Origin of the sequence: Nocardia gamkensis NBRC 108242 (assembly GCF_001612985.1) — a bacterium.
GTDB lineage: Bacteria > Actinomycetota > Actinomycetes > Mycobacteriales > Mycobacteriaceae > Nocardia > Nocardia gamkensis.
This window is the reverse complement of record NZ_BDBM01000045.1, coordinates 25,688-42,818: the sequence shown is the minus strand read 5'-3', so window position 1 is coordinate 42,818 and position 17,131 is coordinate 25,688. Positions and strand designations below refer to the sequence as shown.

At 69.4% G+C, this 17,131-nt stretch carries 16 protein-coding genes, 2 pseudogenes and 1 riboswitch; of the genes and pseudogenes, 10 read left to right on the top strand and 8 right to left on the bottom strand.

Annotated features, from left to right (window positions below; translation table 11 throughout):
* Positions 1 to 2 precede the first annotated feature (2 nt).
* From NG1_RS27665 to NG1_RS27630, 8 genes and pseudogenes are all read left to right on the top strand, one after another.
* Positions 3 to 1,292, top strand: coding sequence for an acyl-CoA dehydrogenase family protein (locus NG1_RS27665; protein WP_062975609.1), 1,290 nt, complete (start codon positions 3 to 5; stop codon positions 1,290 to 1,292).
* A gap of 156 nt (positions 1,293 to 1,448) precedes the next feature.
* A complete protein-coding gene (locus tag NG1_RS27660) occupies positions 1,449 to 1,985 on the top strand; it encodes a DM13 domain-containing protein (protein WP_062975607.1) in 537 nt (178 codons plus the stop codon).
* Positions 1,986 to 2,292: 307 nt separating this feature from the next.
* Positions 2,293 to 2,838: an HNH endonuclease gene (locus tag NG1_RS27650; RefSeq protein ID WP_062975653.1), complete on the top strand. Its 546-nt coding sequence runs from the start codon at positions 2,293 to 2,295 to the stop codon at positions 2,836 to 2,838.
* A gap of 28 nt (positions 2,839 to 2,866) precedes the next feature.
* Entirely contained in the window at positions 2,867 to 3,139 is a 273-nt protein-coding gene (locus NG1_RS27645) for a WhiB family transcriptional regulator (protein ID WP_062975604.1), read from the top strand.
* 111 nt (positions 3,140 to 3,250) lie between these two features.
* On the top strand, positions 3,251 to 4,915 hold the full coding sequence (locus NG1_RS27640; RefSeq protein ID WP_063910455.1) for a VWA domain-containing protein: 1,665 nt from the start codon (positions 3,251 to 3,253) through the stop codon (positions 4,913 to 4,915).
* Positions 4,916 to 5,009: 94 nt separating this feature from the next.
* Positions 5,010 to 5,349 (top strand): annotated as a pseudogene (locus NG1_RS27635) (ArsR/SmtB family transcription factor).
* A complete protein-coding gene (locus tag NG1_RS37910; protein ID WP_210750977.1) occupies positions 5,346 to 5,504 on the top strand; it encodes an SRPBCC family protein in 159 nt (52 codons plus the stop codon). The pseudogene NG1_RS27635 and the gene NG1_RS37910 overlap by 4 nt, the downstream one beginning before the upstream one ends.
* The gene (locus tag NG1_RS27630; RefSeq protein ID WP_062975600.1) at positions 5,501 to 5,836 is read left to right on the top strand and encodes an SRPBCC domain-containing protein; all 336 of its coding nucleotides are present in this window, start codon (positions 5,501 to 5,503) and stop codon (positions 5,834 to 5,836) included. The genes NG1_RS37910 and NG1_RS27630 overlap by 4 nt, the downstream gene beginning before the upstream one ends.
* Before the next feature lie 25 nt (positions 5,837 to 5,861).
* Here NG1_RS27630 and gcvP read toward each other — a convergent pair whose 3' ends face one another.
* From gcvP to NG1_RS27590, 8 genes are all read right to left on the bottom strand, one after another.
* On the bottom strand, positions 5,862 to 8,672 hold the full coding sequence (gcvP, locus tag NG1_RS27625; RefSeq protein WP_062975598.1) for an aminomethyl-transferring glycine dehydrogenase: 2,811 nt from the start codon (positions 8,670 to 8,672) through the stop codon (positions 5,862 to 5,864).
* A 157-nt stretch (positions 8,673 to 8,829) separates the two neighbouring features.
* Positions 8,830 to 8,930: riboswitch (glycine riboswitch) on the bottom strand.
* 93 nt (positions 8,931 to 9,023) lie between these two features.
* Positions 9,024 to 10,376: a M14 family zinc carboxypeptidase gene (locus NG1_RS27620; RefSeq protein WP_062975596.1), complete on the bottom strand. Its 1,353-nt coding sequence runs from the start codon at positions 10,374 to 10,376 to the stop codon at positions 9,024 to 9,026.
* A 135-nt stretch (positions 10,377 to 10,511) separates the two neighbouring features.
* Positions 10,512 to 11,069 (bottom strand): MerR family transcriptional regulator, encoded by a 558-nt coding sequence (locus NG1_RS27615; RefSeq protein ID WP_062975594.1) that lies wholly within the window; start codon positions 11,067 to 11,069, stop codon positions 10,512 to 10,514.
* Positions 11,070 to 11,256: 187 nt separating this feature from the next.
* Complete coding sequence (locus NG1_RS27610; protein WP_040866482.1) at positions 11,257 to 11,730, bottom strand: bifunctional nuclease family protein; 474 nt, start codon at positions 11,728 to 11,730, stop codon at positions 11,257 to 11,259.
* Positions 11,731 to 11,890: 160 nt separating this feature from the next.
* The gene (gene ftsR / locus NG1_RS27605) at positions 11,891 to 12,694 is read right to left on the bottom strand and encodes a transcriptional regulator FtsR (protein ID WP_062975592.1); all 804 of its coding nucleotides are present in this window, start codon (positions 12,692 to 12,694) and stop codon (positions 11,891 to 11,893) included.
* 93 nt (positions 12,695 to 12,787) lie between these two features.
* Positions 12,788 to 13,273 carry an oxoglutarate dehydrogenase inhibitor Odhl gene (gene odhI, locus NG1_RS27600; RefSeq protein WP_040866480.1) on the bottom strand — a complete coding sequence of 162 codons (486 nt, stop codon included), beginning with the start codon at positions 13,271 to 13,273 and terminating at the stop codon, positions 12,788 to 12,790.
* 168 nt (positions 13,274 to 13,441) lie between these two features.
* Positions 13,442 to 13,840, bottom strand: a complete 399-nt coding sequence (gcvH, locus tag NG1_RS27595) for a glycine cleavage system protein GcvH (RefSeq protein ID WP_040866479.1) — start codon at positions 13,838 to 13,840, stop codon at positions 13,442 to 13,444.
* A 42-nt stretch (positions 13,841 to 13,882) separates the two neighbouring features.
* Entirely contained in the window at positions 13,883 to 14,476 is a 594-nt protein-coding gene (locus tag NG1_RS27590) for a CDP-alcohol phosphatidyltransferase family protein (RefSeq protein WP_062975651.1), read from the bottom strand.
* A gap of 210 nt (positions 14,477 to 14,686) precedes the next feature.
* On the opposite strand from NG1_RS27590, the pseudogene NG1_RS27585 reads away from it, so the two are divergent.
* Both NG1_RS27585 and NG1_RS27580 read left to right on the top strand, forming a co-directional pair.
* Positions 14,687 to 15,676, top strand: a pseudogene (locus NG1_RS27585) (GMC family oxidoreductase); the annotation flags it as partial.
* Between the two features lie 50 nt (positions 15,677 to 15,726).
* Positions 15,727 to 17,124, top strand: a complete 1,398-nt coding sequence (locus NG1_RS27580; protein WP_062975589.1) for a DUF2252 domain-containing protein — start codon at positions 15,727 to 15,729, stop codon at positions 17,122 to 17,124.
* Positions 17,125 to 17,131 lie beyond the last annotated feature (7 nt).

The window sequence follows — 17,131 nt, the reverse complement described above, 5'->3', positions numbered from 1 at the left end:
CCATGGCTTGGGATTTCGAGACCGACCCGGAGTACCAGCGGAAGCTGGACTGGGCGGCGGAGTTCGTCCGCACCGAGGTGGAGCCGCTGGACCTGCTCTACCCCAACCCGTACGACCGCACCGACCGTGAGGCAATGGCGCTGATGCGGCCACTGAAGGAGCAGGTCAAGGAGCAAGGCCTGTGGGCCTGCCACCTCGGGCCGGAACTGGGCGGCCCCGGTTTCGGGCAGATGAAGCTCGCCCTGCTCAACGAGGTGCTCGGCACGTCGGTGTGGGCGCCGTCGGTATTCGGCTGCCAGGCACCGGATTCCGGCAACGCGGAGATCCTCGCCCACTACGGCACGCCGGAGCAGAAGAAGACCTATCTCGAGCCGCTGCTGGCCGGGGAGATCGGCTCGTGCTACGTGATGACCGAGCCGACCGGCGGCTCGGACCCGACGCTGTTCCGCACCCGCGCGGTGCGCGACGGCGACCACTGGGTGATCAACGGCGAGAAGTGGTTCAACTCCAACGCGCAGTTCGCCGCCTTCCACATCGTCATGGTGGTGACCGATCCGGAAGTGAGCCCGTACCGGGGCATGTCGATGTTCATCGTGCCCGCCGACGCCCCGGGATTGGAGATCGTGAAGAACTATCACGTCGCCGGATTCAGCGAGCACGAAGGCCATCTGCGGTTCACCGACGTCCGCGTGCCCGCCGACCACCTGCTCGGGGCGGAGGGGCAGGGCTTCGTCGTCGCGCAGACGCGACTGGGCGGCGGGCGCGTGCATCACGCGATGCGCACGGTCGCCATGGTCCGCAAGGCGTTCGACATGATGGCCGAGCGAGCGGTGTCGCGTCCGATGCGCGGCGGCCCGCTGGCCGGATTGCAGATGACCCAGGAACGCATCGCCGACAGCTGGATCGAGATGGAGCAGTTCCGGCTGCTGGTGCTGCGCACGGCGTGGCGCATCGACAAGGAGCAGGACTACAGGAAGGTGCGCAAGGACATCGCCGCGATCAAGGTCGCCATGCCCAAGGTGATGCACGACATCGCCCAGCGCGCGCTGCACCTGCACGGCGCGCTCGGCGTCAGCCAGGACCTGCCGTTCATCGACATGCTCGGCTACGCCGAGGTGATGGCCATCGCCGACGGACCCACCGAAGTACACAAGATCACCCTCGCGAAGGAGGTCCTGAAGGACTACGCCCCGGCGGACCCGGTGTACCCGAGCGGATACCGGCCCGCGCTGCGGGAGAAGGCGCGCGAACTGGTCGCCCAGCGTCTCGAGCACATCGTCGGGAACCTCTGAGCAAGGCGCGGGGGGCGGTGTCCGCGTTCAGGACGCGCGCTGGGCGGCCGATTCCGTCGACGTCGACGCCACTCGCCTCCATAATCGATGGGGGCGAGAACCCTCGCGCAGTGAACCGGCCTTTCCGGCCATACGACGACGCTCCGAGGAGAAGCCATGGTGTCCGCGCGCGGAATCGCACGATCGCCGATCACCTGGGCCGTCGCCGTGCTGCTGGTGGTGGGCCTGGGCGTAGGACTGGCCGTGTTCCAGCCGTGGCGGCTGTTCACCGATACCACCGTGCAGGAGGCGGCGCCGTCGGTCACCGCGGCGCCCGGTCCGGGCGGCACGCAAGCGCAGCCGCAGGCCATCGCCCGGGGCACGTTCGTCTCGCACGAGCACGCCACCTCGGGCGCCGTCGTTATCTTGCGGCTGCCCGACGGCAGCAGGGTGCTGCGAGTGGAGAACCTCGACACCTCCGACGGCCCCGACCTGCACGTCTGGCTCACCGACGCGCCGGTGCGCGAGGGCCGCGACGGATGGTTCGTCTTCGACGACGGCGTCCACACCGACCTGGGCAAGCTCAAGGGCAATCAGGGCAACCAGAACTACCTCGTCCCCGCCGATGCCGACCTGGCCCAGCTGACCAGCGTCGCGATCTGGTGCGACCGGTTCAACGTCTCCTTCGGCGCGGCCGAACTGCGACCGGCCTGAGCCCGGCCCGTGGGCCGCGCGGGCGAAAAATGACCCGACAACGGCGGGTGCGCTGTGCCACCATGTGTTTCGACACCGACCACCGCCTCGAGGTGGTCGCCGAGCAGTGGAGAGGAGGGGCGGCAGTGAATCCGGAAACGACGAAGAGAATGCGGACCAGGGCGGCGCGATCGGCGGCCGCGGGTGATGCGTTCGGCAGGCCGTTGCGCGCATCGCACGGCGAACCGGACGTCAGCCGCCTCCAGATCGTCGGCTGACCGCCGCATTCCTCTCCCCGCTTCATTCCGCACGAAACATGGTGATTCCCATGACGTTCCGCCGTGCCGCCGATCATGCGGCGATAACCGCCGACAACTGGATACACACCGGGGTCCTCGTCCTGAACGCCTCCTACGAGGCGCTCGACGAGATCAAGGCCGACCGGGCCGTGGTGCTGCTGGTCGCCGGAGCCGCGGAATCGGTGGCCGAGCGCGAGCCGCACTTCCCGATCCGGTCACGGCACGTGGAAATCGCTCTGCCGCAGACGATTCGGCTGCTGCGCTACGTCTACCTGGAACGCACCGTGCCGGCGCACGACGAAAGCAGGGCCACGCCGGCCGGCGTGCTGCGCCGCGACCGGAACCGGTGCGGCTACTGCGCCGGGTGGGCGCACACCGTCGACCACATCCGGCCGCGGTCGCGGGGCGGGCCCAACACTTGGAGCAACCTCGTGGCCTGCTGCGCACCGTGCAACACGGCCAAGGCCGACCGCACCCCGCGGGAGGCGGGCATGCGCCTGCTCTGGGAGCCGAAGGCCCCCACCCATCAGGTCAGGCAACAGCGCCGGATCTGGAGACAACTCGCCGCGAGCTGACCGCGACCCGAGAAAGGAGAAGAACGCGATGACGCGCACCGAGACCACCGCCGTCGCGGAGTTGACCCTGACCGACCTGCTCCCGCTCTCGGACTCCCGAGGGTGGCACCGGGCGGCCTGCCGCGGCGACCCGAACCACGAAGCCTGGTTCCCGTACCCGTCGCAAGACTTCGACTACGCGCGCGAAGTCTGCGCCCGCTGCCCGATCCGGGACGCGTGTGGCGAATTCGCCGCGCGCACCGGACAGTCCGGCGTCTGGGGCGGGCACGAGTTCGACCGCGGACGCGTGATCCGCCACTGAGGTCGCGCCGTCGCGCCTTTCCGGTGCGACGGCGGACTGCCGTGCCCCTCGTGCCGGTCGGGAGAAGCCTCGCCGACTTCGTCCGGCGCCGGTGACCATACACTGGGCGCCGTGGGCACTCATCGCAGCGGAACCAGGTCCCGAGGCATCAGCAAAGGTCCGGTTATCGCGGTGGTCGCCGTTGCGTTACTGGCCGCGATGGTCGTCGGCTGGTTCCAGTTGCGCGATCGCGCGGCGGATCAGGACAGCGCGGCGGCGGCCGAATGCGTGGAGGGCCCCGCGACACTCTGGGTGACAGCCGACCCCAGCATCGCGGCGCAGGTGCGCGCCGCCGCCGACAGCTACAACGCCACCCAGCCGAAAGTGCGCGACCACTGCGCGCGGGTCAGCGTGACCGCGCAGCCATCCGCCGCGATCGTCGCCGCGTTCACCAGCGGCAAGCCGTGGGACCCGGCGCTCGGCCCGCAACCGGCGCTGTGGATCGCCGATTCGACCCGCTCCATCGAATCCATGCGGGTCCCCGGCCTGATCGAGGGCGCACCGGTGCCCATCGCCGCCAGCCCGATCGTGCTCGCCGTACCGGAGGAGCTGCGTCGCGCACTGGAGCAGGCCGACGCGTCCTGGGCGGATCTGCCGCGGTTGCAGCAGGGATCGCTCGGCGAGATCGGTCTGGACGGATGGGGCGGGCTGCGCATGGCGCTGCCCTCGGGGGACGCCACGCTGGCCGCGGCCACGGCGGTCGGGAGCGCGGTCTCGGGAGCCGAGCCGCTCAGCGAACAGGCGGCGCAGTCCGGCCAGGTGGTCGCCGCGATCTCCGGGCTCGCCGCCGACGCGCCCGAAGCACCTGACGCCGCCGCGGTGCCCGCGCAACTCACCGGCCAGGAAGCGCCACTGCACGCCATAGCGGCTACCGAACAGCAACTCAAGGGCATGGCTGGTGTTGTCGCGTTCCATCCCGCCGGGTCGGCGCCGGTGGCCGATTACCCGGCCGCGCTGATGTCCGGCGCCTGGGTGGACAAGACGCAGAATCTCATCGCCGGACGGTTCACCGACTACATGCGCAAGCCCGAGCAGGCGCAGGCCTTCGTCGCGGCGGGCTTCGGCAGTGCGCCGCCCGCCGCGGCCGCCGTCCCGCCGCGCGGCGCGCTCGACAAGGTGCGCGCCACGCTGGCGAATCCCGTCCTCGGCGTACGCTCGACGGTCCTGGTCGACGTCTCCGCGTCGATGGGGACCGCCGAGGGCTCGACCACGCGATTGGCGAACGTCCTCGCCGCCCTGAACTCCACCATGACGGTCATGCCGCCCGACTTCGGCCTCGGTGTGTGGACCTTCGGCAAGAACCTCGACGGCAACACCCCGTACCGGGTGGCGGCCGCCACCGCGCCGCTGACCGCCGAGCAGCGTACGAAGATCACCACCGCGCTCGGGTCGGTGCGCCCGGATGAGAACCGGTCCGACCAGGCCTATCCGTCCCTGATCGCGGCGTACAAGAGCGCGGTCGCCGGGTACACGCCCGGCCGCACCAACTCGGTGCTGTTGATCACCGACGGACCCGACGACGATTCCACGGTCACCGGCACCCAACTGGCCGCCGACATCACCGCGGCCATCGACCGCGCCCGCCCCGTGCGCATCGACGTGATCGTGCTCGGCGGCAGCGGCACTCAGACACTCCAAGCCCTGGCGCAGCAAACCGGCGGCAGCTACACCCGCCCGTCCACCTCCGACGACATCGGCTTCGGCAACGCCGTCGTCAAAGCGCTCACCACGCCGTAGCCGCGCGCACCTCGCATCTCCCGCCTGAGTACCCGCAGGTCATCTCACTCGAAACTCTCGACAGCGCGTATCAGTAAGTCACGACTTACGGTTCGTGGGTACTTACCGAGACGCAGCCCTCGACGCACTGGGCGATCCGACGAGGCGGGCGATCTTCGAACGCCTCGGCAAAGGACCGTGCGCGGTGGGGCAGCTGGCCGAGGGCCTGCCGGTGAGCAGGCCCGCCGTGTCTCAGCACCTCAAGGTGCTGGAAGGCCGGTTTGGTGACCCACGAGGCGGTCGGCACACGCCGGGTCTACCGCTTGAATCCCACCGGTATCGACGCGCTGCGTGCGTACTTCACTCACTTCTGGACGACCGCGATGTCGGCCTTTCAGGACGAGGCGAACCGGCGGGCCGCCGAACAACGAGGCTGCAAGGAGGAGCAGTCATGACACAACAGGTCAACGGCAAGGACGTGCGAGTCGAACTCGTCGTCGACGCACCCATCGAGACCGCGTACGAGGTGTTCACCACCGGAATCGACCGCTGGTGGCCGCGTGAGCACCACATCGGCACCGGCCGGCTCGCCGGCTCGCCGAGGAGGTGATCGAGCCGCGCGTGGGCGGCCGCTGCCTCGGCCGCGAGGAGGACGGCACCGAATGCCCGTGGGGAACGGTACTGGCCTGGCAGCCGCCCTGCCCCTTCGCGTTCTCCTGGGAGCTCGGCCTGGACTGGAAGCAGGAGACCGATCCGGAACGCGCCAGCCGCGTCGACGTCACCTTTTCGGCCATCGCTCCGGATCGCACCGCCGTCACGCTGGTGCACTCCGGTTTCGAGAAGCACGGACCGGGCTGGGAATCCATGCACGACGCTGTCGGCGGTGCGGGCGGTTGGCCGGACCTGGCGAACAGTTACGCGAAAGCGGCCGCCGCGGCATGACGGCGAGGCGTGGCCGGGCCGCAGTTCAGCCCGCGTACGCCTCCAGCGGCGGGCAGGCACACACGAGGTTGCGGTCGCCGTAGGCGCCGTCGATCCGGCGCACCGGCGGCCACACCTTCGCGCGAGCATGCCCGAGACCCCGCGGATACACGGCGACTTCCCGGCTGTAGGGGTGCTCCCATTCCCCCACCAGCGACGCCGCGGTGTGCGGCGCCCCGCGCAGCGGGTTGTCGGTCACCGGCCACACACCCGCGGCGACCTGGTCGATCTCTGCGCGGATGGAAATCATCGCCTCGATGAAATCGTCCAGCTCGGCGAGGTTTTCGCTCTCGGTGGGTTCCACCATCAACGTACCGGCCACCGGGAAGCTCATGGTCGGCGCGTGAAAACCGTAGTCCGCCAGGCGTTTCGCCACATCGTCGACGGTGACGCCGGTCTGTTTGGTGATCTCACGCAGGTCCAGGATGCACTCGTGGGCCACCATGCCGTGCTCACCGGTGTAGAGCACCGGGAAATACTCGTCGAGCCGGCGCGCGATGTAGTTCGCCGAGGCGATCGCCGTCAGCGAGGCGCGGCGCAGCCCGTCGGCGCCCATCATGCGAATGTAGGCCCAGGTGATCGGCAGGATGGAGGCCGAGCCGTACTTCGCCGCCGACACCGCGTGGGATCCCGTCTCCAGCGGATCGCCGGGGAGATACCGCGCCAGGTGCGCGCGCACCGCGACCGGGCCGACGCCGGGGCCGCCGCCGCCGTGCGGGATGCAGAACGTCTTGTGCAGATTCAAGTGGCTCACGTCGCCGCCGAACCGGCCCGGCCGGGCGAGACCGACCAGGGCGTTCAGGTTGGCGCCGTCCACATAGACCTGACCGCCCGCGTCGTGCACCAGCGCGCACAACTCGGCGATCTCGTGCTCGTAGACGCCGTGCGTGGACGGATAGGTGATCATGATGCAGGCCAGGCGATCGGCGTGGTCGGCGATCTTGGCGCGCAGGTCGTCCAGGTCGACGTCGCCGTTTGCGCGGCACTTCACCACCTCCACCCGCAGTCCGGCCATCGCCGCCGAGGCCGCGTTGGTGCCGTGCGCGCTGGACGGGATGAGGCAGGTGTCGCGGTGGATGTCACCGCGGTCGAGATGGTAGCGGCGGATCGCCAGCAGCCCGGCGTACTCGCCCTGGCTGCCCGCGTTGGGCTGCAGGCTCACCGAGTCGTAGCCGGTGATGTCCGACAACCAGCGTTCCAGATCCGCGATCACCTGTAGCAGACCGGGCGCGTCCTCGACCGGCGCGTAGGGATGCACGCGCGCGAAACCCGGCCAGGTGATGGCCTCCATCTCCGCGGTGGCGTTCAGCTTCATCGTGCACGAGCCGAGCGGGATCATGCTGCGGTCCAACGCGATGTCCTTGTCGGACAGCGTGCGCAGATACCGCAGCATCGCCGTCTCGGTGTGGTACTTCGTGAACGCGGGGTGGGTGAGGAACTCCGAGGCGCGGTTCTCGATCGCCGTGACCGGCGCGGCCGTCCCCGGCTCGGGCGACACCGCCGTACCGAAGGACTCGAGCACGGCCGCGACATGCGCGTCGGTGGTCGCCTCGTCGCAGGCGATGCCGACGTGGTCGACGTCGACCAAGCGCAGATTGATGCCGCGCGACTTCGCTTTCGCCACGACGGCTTCCGCACCGCCGGGCACGTGCGCGAGCACCGTGTCGAAGAAACTGTCGTGCACGACCGCGCCGTCCAGCCCGGCCGCGATCGCCGCGGCGTGCCCGTGCACCCGGCGCGCGATCGCCCGTAGCCCGTCGGCGCCGTGGTAGGAGGCGTACATCGCGGCCACGATGGCCAGTAGCACCTGCGCGGTGCAGATGTTGGAGGTCGCCTTCTCCCGGCGGATGTGCTGCTCGCGGGTCTGCAAGGCGAGCCGGTAGGCGACCGCGCCGTCCGCGTCCACCGAGACGCCGACCAGGCGGCCGGGCAGCTGACGGGCCTGCGCCTGCCGCACCGCGAGGTATCCGGCGTGCGGACCACCGAAGCCGAGCGGGACGCCGAAGCGCTGGGTGGTGCCGAAGCACACGTCGGCGCCCTGCTCACCGGGCGGCGTGATCAGGGTCATGGCCAGCAGGTCGGCGCCGATCGCCACGAGCGCGCCGCGTTCGTGCGCCGCCGCGATCAGTCCGGTGCGGTCCACGACGCGACCGGAGGCTCCGGGCGACTGCGCCAGCACACCGAAGAACTCGCCTTCGGGCAGCTCGCCGCTGGACAGGTCGGCCTCCACGATCTCCAGGCCGAGCGGCTCGGCCCTGGTGTAGAGCACCGTCCTGGTCTGCGGGAACAGGTCGGTGTCGATCAGCAGCCTGCCGGACTTCACCTTGCTCGCCCGGCGCAGCAACGTCATCGCCTCGGCGGCGGCGGTCGCCTCGTCCAGCATGGACGCGTTGGCGACGTCCATGCCGGTCAGCTCCGACACCATGGTCTGGAAGTTCAGCAGCGCCTCCAGCCTGCCCTGGCTGATCTCCGGCTGATAGGGCGTGTACGCGGTGTACCAGGCCGGATTCTCCAAAAGGTTGCGCACCAGCACCGGCGGGGTCAGCGTGTCGTAGTAGCCGAGCCCGATCATCGAGGTGGCCACGGTGTTCGATGCCGCGAGTCCGGCGAGTTCGGCGAGTACCTCGTGCTCGGAGGCCGCGGGGGGCAGCCCGGCCAGTCCGTCGCCGTCCAGGATGCTCGCGGGCAGCGCCGCGGCAGCCAGTTCGTCCAGCGACGGCACGCCGACGACGTCCAGGATCGTGGCCAGTTCGGCCCGGTCGGGTCCGATATGGCGGTCGGCGAATGAGCGAGTCACAACAGCTCCCAAGGTCGGGCGGGGTCGACCACGCGGTCGACGGGTACCGGCCCTCCCCCTCTGTCGTGGCGCCTGAGAGATTCGGGTGCCGCGACCGGTGGCCGAGACCCTTTCCCCATGGGCGGGCGGCTCGAAGCCACCGCTTTCCAGAGGCGCCGAAGCCCGCACGGTCCTTTTTGCCTGAGAGATTGACGGGGAGGTGCTGCTCCTTCGGCGCTCGGACTCTTTTCGAGACCGAGACTCTCCCGCACGGCGGCGACGCACGGTCAGTTTATGCCGACGCCACGCCGGAGCGCGCCCCGGGACCCCGCGCGAACCGTGTCGTTCTGGTCACTCGAACGGGAGCGACCGTCAGACGGCAAGACCCACGCGCACCCTCATCGCGGCAAGCAGGATCGACTCTGCCTGGATGCCCACCAGGCGATTCAGCGGCACCGCGGCGCCCGGCGCGTTCTGCTCCACGTCGGCGCACCACTGCTGGAACACCGCGGCGAACCGGTCGCGCTCGACGGCCAGCACCGGCGCGGCATCGCGGGCGTATTCCTCCTCCAGCAGGCGCAGCAACATACCGCCCAGCCGCAGGCGCAGCATCGCGGTCCAGTCGTACCGCTCGACGAAGATCTCGCCCCTGGTCGCGATCCGGTTCCGTTCCGGCACAGCCTGTCTGCTCACCGCCAGCCCGGGCAATCCGGCGACCAGCGCGCGCACCGACCGCTCGAACGGGCTGCGGCCGCTCAACCGGCCGTCGAGGCGGGCCAGCACCTCGGCGGCGGCCTCGGCCATGGCCCGATAGTCGGCGGCGGTGGCATCGAGCAGGTCACCCAGCACGCGGTCGCCCGCCGAGCCGTCGCCGATGCGCGGGTCGACCCAGAGCGGCAATTCGCAGACCAGGATCGCCGTGCCGTAGCGCGCCGCGTAGTCCCGGCAGCCTCCCCCGCCCAGCGCGGCGACCGAGTCCAGGCCCTGTGCCGCGAGCAGATCGGCCATCGCCCCGAACGGCGGCAGTTCGAAGACGCCGGGCGCCAGCGTGCGCGCTCCCGGCGCGTCGGGTTCGCCCTGGTAGATCGGCACTTCGGCGGCGGCCAGCAGAGCGGTCAGCGCCGACCAGTACTCGGGGTCACCACCGGAGGTATAGAAGAACCCGCCGCCGAATTCCGCGTTGTGCAAAGAGGCGATCAGCGCGGGCCGGGTGCGGTCGATCAGCGACATCATCGCCTTCGTCTCCGGGAGCGGCACCCCGACGCGTCTGCCGCGCCACTCGGCCGGGAAGCACCATTCGGGTTGCTCGGCCGCGGGCGGCCGGTAGAAGCCGCGCGCGACGCCGGTCCTGGTGTGCGGCCCGGCGAACCACCCTTCGTTCAACCGCGTCCCGTCCGGGTCGACGCACAGCAGGAAGTGCCAGGTGGCGCCGACGGTCACCGCCTCGTCCGCGGCCATCCGGCCGAGCAGGTGGCGAATCGTGGCCATGCCGATGGGCTCGTTCGGGTGCGGGTTGCCGAACACCAGGATGTGCCGATCGCCCGATCCGACCGTCACCTCGCGTATCGGATCACCGCCGCGGGAGCGTCCCAGTTCGGTGATCGAGATCCGATCCGGGTGATCCGCGGCGAGCGTGTCGGCGAACTCGTCGAGTTCATCGACGGTCGGAAACGCCTCGATCCGGCCGATCGGCCCGACGAGCCCGGTGATGTCCCGTGCACGCACGGCGCCCCCCTCTCGCTGCCGCCCCGGCCCCTTCTCCCGCCGCCGACGGCGTGTCACCAACACGGCCGGGAGGCTGCACGCCTTACCCGGCCGTGAAAGCGTTGTTCCTGCGTTTCCGCGCTGACCTGGCGAATTCTAGCCCGTCTTGCGGTTCGTCCGCGCCTTCCGACGGAATGACAGCTCGTCCTCCGGACGCTCGGTGATCGCCGCCGCGCGCTCCGCCGGGAAATTGGCGATGGCGCCGGTGAGCTCCCGCATGGCGCCGCTGACGGCGATCCCGAAGACCCCCTGCCCACCCTGCAGTAAATCCACCACCTCCTCGGCCGAGGTGCACTCGTAGACCGAGGTGCCGTCGGAGAAGAGGGTGATCCCCGCCAGGTCCTGCACGCCGCGGCTGCGCAGATGGTCGACGGCTATCCGGATGTTCTGCAGCGAGATGCCCGCGTCGAGCAGCCGCTTGACGATCTTCAGGACGAGGATGTCCTTGAACGAGTACAACCGCTGGCTCCCCGAGCCCGCCGCACTCCGGATGGACGGCACCACCAGACCGGTGCGCGCCCAGTAGTCGAGCTGCCGATAGGTGATTCCGGCCACCTGGCACGCACTGGGAACGCGATAACCGACCAGATCGTCAGGTACCGAATCGTCGGGGAACAGGCCTGGCTGTACCACATCCTGCGATTGCTCTGCCACTGACCACTCCCTTGCTTCGCCGACGCATTCCCAGCCTCATCAATGACCCGGCTCCGTCACCGACCGAATCGGTGCGGATTCGGCCGAAACGGTCGTGGCCCAACTGTCGAGATTACTCCCCACGATTGTCCAGGGAGCGGCGTCATCGAGCCAAACGCGACGCGCGGAAAAAGTCTCGACCTCTACTTCAGCTATCGGTCGCCTTGAAGTCGTCGGGGGACACCGACTCCAGAAACTCCTTGAACTTCTCCACCTCGTCCTCGCGCTCGTCCGGCATCACCAGGCCGGCTTCCTCGAGAACCGACTCCTCGGCATGGATCGGGCAACCCACCCGCAAGGCGATCGCAACCGAATCCGACGGCCGCGCCGAAATCCGCAGATCGTTCTCGAAGACCAGGTCGGCGTAGAACGTGCCCTCCTGCAGATCCACGATGCGCACCTCCTTGAGGGTGTGCCCCAGCTCGGTGATCAGGATCTTGATCAGGTCGTGCGTCAGCGGACGGATCGGAGTCACCCCCTCCTGCTCGAGCACGATCGCCGTCGCCTCGGCTTGCCCGATCCAGATCGGCAGATACCGATCGCCCGCCACTTCGCGGAGCAACAGCACGGGCTGGTTCTGTGGCTGCTCGACACGGATGCCGATCACGCGCATTTCGCTCATCGCACTGCCTCCCATACTCGCCGCCGGCCCGGCATGACCGCTGCAGAGCTCGCCGTACCACGAGTCTAGGCGAACCCGCACCGGTCCAGCGATCCGTCTGCACAGCCGAAATCACCGTGTTGGATCGCCGAAACCTACGGACCCGGGGCACGCCCGGGGGTCAGCCCCCGAGCGAGCCCCGGACCGAGGACTTCACCAGACACGTGTGCAGGGTCAGCGACAGCGCGGCCAGTTCCCGCACCGTCTCTTCCGCACGGGCGCGTGCCCCGGCGTCCCGGCTCTTCGCGATAGGGGCGACGATCTGTGCCACGAGCGCGGCCTCCCGGTCGGCGGCGAGCTTGAACGCACGAAGATGCCGTGCCTCCAAACCGAATTCGGCCATCGCCCGGGCCGTCTTGGCCAGCGTGACCGCGTCCGCGTCGAAGTACCCCGCCGGGCCGGGCGTGATCAGGTTGGCCCGGATGAGGTCGTTGAGAAACCGCTCCTCGATTCCGGCCTGGTCGAGCAGATCCGCCCGGGTGACCCGGATTTCGTGATCGAACCGCAGATCATCCGGGGAGACCTCGCTCGGCACCACACCCAGCCGCCGAGGCGCGGCCACCGGGCGCACCTCACGTTCGGAGCCCGGCGCGGCCTGATCGGCGTCCGCCGCGGCGTGTGCGGGCTCCGGCGTCCCGGTGCGGACGGAGTGCGCTCGGGCGCGGGCTTCCCGCACACCGAGCGTCGCCGCACCGCTGTCGATTGCCTCGAGCTGTTCCTTGATCACCTTCAACGGCAGGTACTGATCGCGTTGCGCGGTCAGCACGAACCGGAGCCGTTCCACATCCGCCACGGAGAACCTGCGGTAGCCCGAGGGCGTCCGCTCCGGCCGGATCAGGCCCTCCGCTTCCAGGAAGCGGATCTTGGAAATGGTGACATCGGGAAAGTCGGGACGCAGCAGGTCGAGCACGGAGCCGATCGACATTCCTCCGCGTGCCCACTGCGCCGCACCGGTCACAGCGCCGGGTCCTTCATGACTCCGAGCCTTTCATGAGTGCGCGACCCGGCGCCGACGCCGTCATAGACTCCCCGCGCCCGCCGACGAGTCCGACACCTGGGCGCGCGGTCCGGTGAGGAACACCAGCCGGAACTTGCCGATCTGCACCTCGTCACCGTTCTGCAGTTCCGAGGAGTCCACCGGCTCCCGGTTCACGTACGTACCGTTGAGGCTGCCCACATCGACGACCTGGAACGAATCGTCGTCCTGACGGAACTCGGCGTGCCGACGGCTGACGGTGACGTCGTCGAGAAAGATGTCACTGTCGGGGTGGCGCCCCGCCGACGTGGTCGGCTGATCCAGCAGGAACCGCGAGCCCGCGTTCGGGCCGCGCTTGACGACCAGGAGGGCCGCGCCAACGGGCAGACCCTCGACCCCTTGGACCGGCTGCTCGCCGGTCGGCTCTCCGGAGCGCGACGCGTCGACCTCGTTCAGGAAATCCGCGCGGAAGACCGACGTCGTCTCGGCCGCGGTCTCCCCGTAACCCGGGTCTTTGTTCTCGCTCACCGTTTCTCTCCTCCTCGAACCTGATTATCCATGCAAGCAGGTGATACCTCTGGCATCACGACCTGCCGTCGAGTCCCTAGATTCCCGGCACAACCGCCGGGTGCATCTGTTGGCATTGACCGTACCCTGCCGGGCCGCACCCGTGCAGGTAGAACTGGGAAGGCTGCTTCAGCCCCCGATAACTCCTTGATAACCTGCGGCATCCAGCAGTTCACCGAGTGTCGCGTCGAGACTCGCCGCATCACCCACCTCCAACTCGAACAGCCATCCGTCACCGTAGGGATCGGTGTTCAACGTCTCCGGCTCCGAGTTCAGCAAGTCGTTGACCGCAACCACTTTCGCGCTCAGCGGCGCGTAGATGTCGGACACGCTCTTGGTCGACTCGACCTCCGCGATGCTGTCCGCGGCGGCCACGTCCGCGTCCGCCTCGGGCAGCTGCACGAACACAACGTCACCGAGTTGAGACTGGGCGTAGTCGGTGATGCCCACCCGCACCCGGGTCGGTGCGATCCGGCGTACCCACTCGTGCTCCTCGGTGTAGCGCAGATCGTCGGGGGTCTGGGTCACAGGCCGTCCTTTCGTTTGAACGTTGCACGCAAACTCTATCGGCTACGCCGCGCGGTGCCCCACAGCCGGTATCGCTCTTGCGACCGCGATGGCTCTACCGGTATAGAGCACGCCGGTCCAGACGTAGACCGCGGTGCCCCAGATCAGCAAGGCGGCGCCGAAGGCCCGCGCGAAACCGTCGGCGGCCCAGTCCATCTCCCCCGCCAGCAGCCAGGGCAACGCGGACATCAGCGCGAAGGTGGCCGCCTTACCGAGGTAGATCACCTCCGGCGGGGGCAGTTCGCGGCGTTTGTACACCGAGAGCGTCGCGGTGAGCACGAGGTCGCGCCCGACCAGGATCGCGGCCACCCACCACGGCATCAGGCCGCGGATCACGAAGGCCGCCAGCGTGGTGACCAGATAGAGCCGGTCGACGAACGGATCCAGCAGCGCCCCCAGTCGTGAGGACTGATCGAGCAGCCGGGCGAGCTTGCCGTCCAGGAAGTCGGTGACGCCGCTGGCGATCAGGAGCGCGAACGCCCAGCCATCGGCCCGCTCGATCAGCAGCAACCACAGGAACAGCGGAACGCCGAGCAGGCGCAGCACGCTCAGCACGTTCGGCACGGTCAGGACGCGATCGGCGAAGACGCCCCGCACGCCGCCGCCTTCGGCGCGTTCCTCCGGTTGGGCGGTGCCCGATTCGGTTGTCACGACCCGTGCATACCCCACCGGCCCCGGTCCTCGCCATCTCCCTGCGCCGAATTTCCGGATATTGCCGCGGCAGGCTCGTGCGAGGATGGTTTCCGCCACAGCGCGCCGGTGACAGAATGATTCGAAATATTTCTCATCGTGTGGCCGGTGAGCGAGACCCAGCGCTCCGACCGCTGGATCCGCAAGCCGCGCAGAACCTTCACCGCCGAGCAGGTCGTGTTCGCCGGCGCCGCGCTCGGCACGCAGAAACTGCTGCACAAGATGCGCGACGACGGCGTGCTGGCGCACCTGTCGCCCCGGCTGGGCGAACTGACCCGCAGCAACTCCGAGGCCATCCTCAACGTGGTCAGCCGCGCCCGCCGCGATTTCGCCGAGGGCATCGCGATCACCTCCTCGATCCACCCGGAGCCCGATACCCACGTCGAGGTGTGTCACTACGGCAAAGGCCAGAACGCGCTGTTCCCGATGTCGGTGCCCATCGTGGACGGTGGAGCGTTCCGCGTGGACGGTGGAGCGTTCCGCTTCCTGCGGTTCCTGCTGGCGATCGTGCTGCATCCGCTGGTGTTCCTGCGCAGTCTCGACGCGCGGCACGCCTCGGAGAAGTCGGTGATCCTGCTGATCATGCAGTCGCTGGACAACTCGCTGACCTCGTTCCGCAAGCGCGGGCGGCTGCGGACCAGGCAGGGCACCGGCGAGCCGAACCCGACCTGGATCCCGCTGGCCCACGACATCGGCAGGCGCTTCGGCGCCAAGGTCGACGGCGACACCCACGGGCTGATCATGGATGTGCTCGACATCCCCGCCACGGCCCACTACATCGGCGGATGCGTGATCGGCGACAGCCCGGGGACCGGCGTGGTGGACCCGTATCAGCGGGTCTACGGCCATCCCGGCCTGCATGTGGCGGACGGTTCGGCGGTGACCGCCAATCTCGGCGTGAACCCGTCGCTGACGATCACCGCGCAGGCGGAGCGCGCCATGGCGTACTGGCCCAATCGCGACGATCCCGACCCCAGGCCGGAACTGGGTTCGCCCTACCGGCGCATCGCCGCGGTGGCCCCGGCGCATCCCACGGTGCCCGCGGCGGCGCCGGGCGCGCTGCGGCTGCCGATCGAGCCTGCGCCGCCCGGCGTCACGGCGCGATGAGGGCGAGGCCACGCAGCGTGAACGGTCGGTTCCGGCTAGCGTGAGCCGTTGTGTCGGACAGTGGTATCGATCTGCGCTCCTACGTGCCCGCGGAGGAGGTCCGCGCCCGCGGACGCGCCCTGCGTCAGCGGGTTCCGGTCATCGCACGGGACCGGGAGGCGACCAGCGTGCGGCGGCCGGGTGTGCTCGACTTCGTCGAGGCGAGCAACGCGGGCCGGCTGGCGCACCTGATACCGCTGCGGATCGGGCGGATGATCGCTTCGCCGTTCACCTTCTACCGGGGCGCGGCTGGTCTGATGGCGGCCGATCTGGCGGGTGGCCCGGACAGTGGGCTCAGCGCCCAGTTGTGCGGTGACGCGCACGCGGCGAACTTCGGCCTCTACGGCACCGCGCGCGGTGAGATCATCATGGACATCAACGATTTCGACGAGACCGTGCCCGGCCCGTGGGAGTGGGATCTGGAGCGGCTGGCGGCCAGTTTGGTGCTGGCCGGACGCGAGGCGGGCGCCGACGAGGACGAGTGCCGAACCGCGGCGCGCGACGCCGCCCGTTCCTACCGCCTGGCCGCGGAGGAGCTGGCCGCGATGCCGTTCATGACGTCCTGGTGCGCGCTTCCGGACGAGTCGGTGATCACCCGCGCCAAGGCCGACGCCTTGCTCGACGACTTCAAGAAGGCGGCCAAGAAGGCACGCAAGAACACCAGCGCCAAGGTGGTGGCGAAGTGGACCGAGCACCTGGAGGATCACCAGACCGGCATCCGCAAGCACCGCTTCCTCAGCGATCCCCCGATCCTCACCGCCGTGGACGAGCACGTCGCGGCGGCGGTGATCGGCGGCCTGGAGCGCTACGCCGACACCCTGCCCGAGTCGCGGCGCACCCTGCTGACCCGATTCGCGGTGTCGGACATCGCGTTCCGGATCGTCGGGACCGGAAGCGTCGGCTTGCACAGCTACCTCGCGCTGCTGCACGGCAACGACGGCGAAGCGCTGGTCCTACAGGTGAAGCAGGCCGCGTCGGCGGCACTCGCCCCGTTCCTGCAGTCCCAAGCCGTACGCCACGAGGGAGAGCGAATCGTGCAGGGGGCGCGGCTCGTTCAATCCGAATCCGACATCCTGCTCGGCTGGACCTCGCTCGCCCCGGCCGCTGACGGCGCCGAATTGCCTTTCATCGTCCGGCAATTCCGCAACCTGAAGGGCAGCATCGATCTTGCCGAGCTGCCCGCGACCGATTTGGACGACTACGGGCGGCTGGCGGGCGCACTGCTGGCCAGGGCCCATTCCCGGTCGCTGGATCCGCGCTTGCTGTCGGGCTATCTGGACGGTGACGAGCGCTTCGACGAGGCGGTGGCCGCGTTCGCGGTGCGCTACGCCGACCGCACCGAGGCCGACCATGCCGAACTGGTCGAGGCCGTGCGGACCGGCCGGGTCGACGCAGCGGAACCGGAGTAGCGCCGCC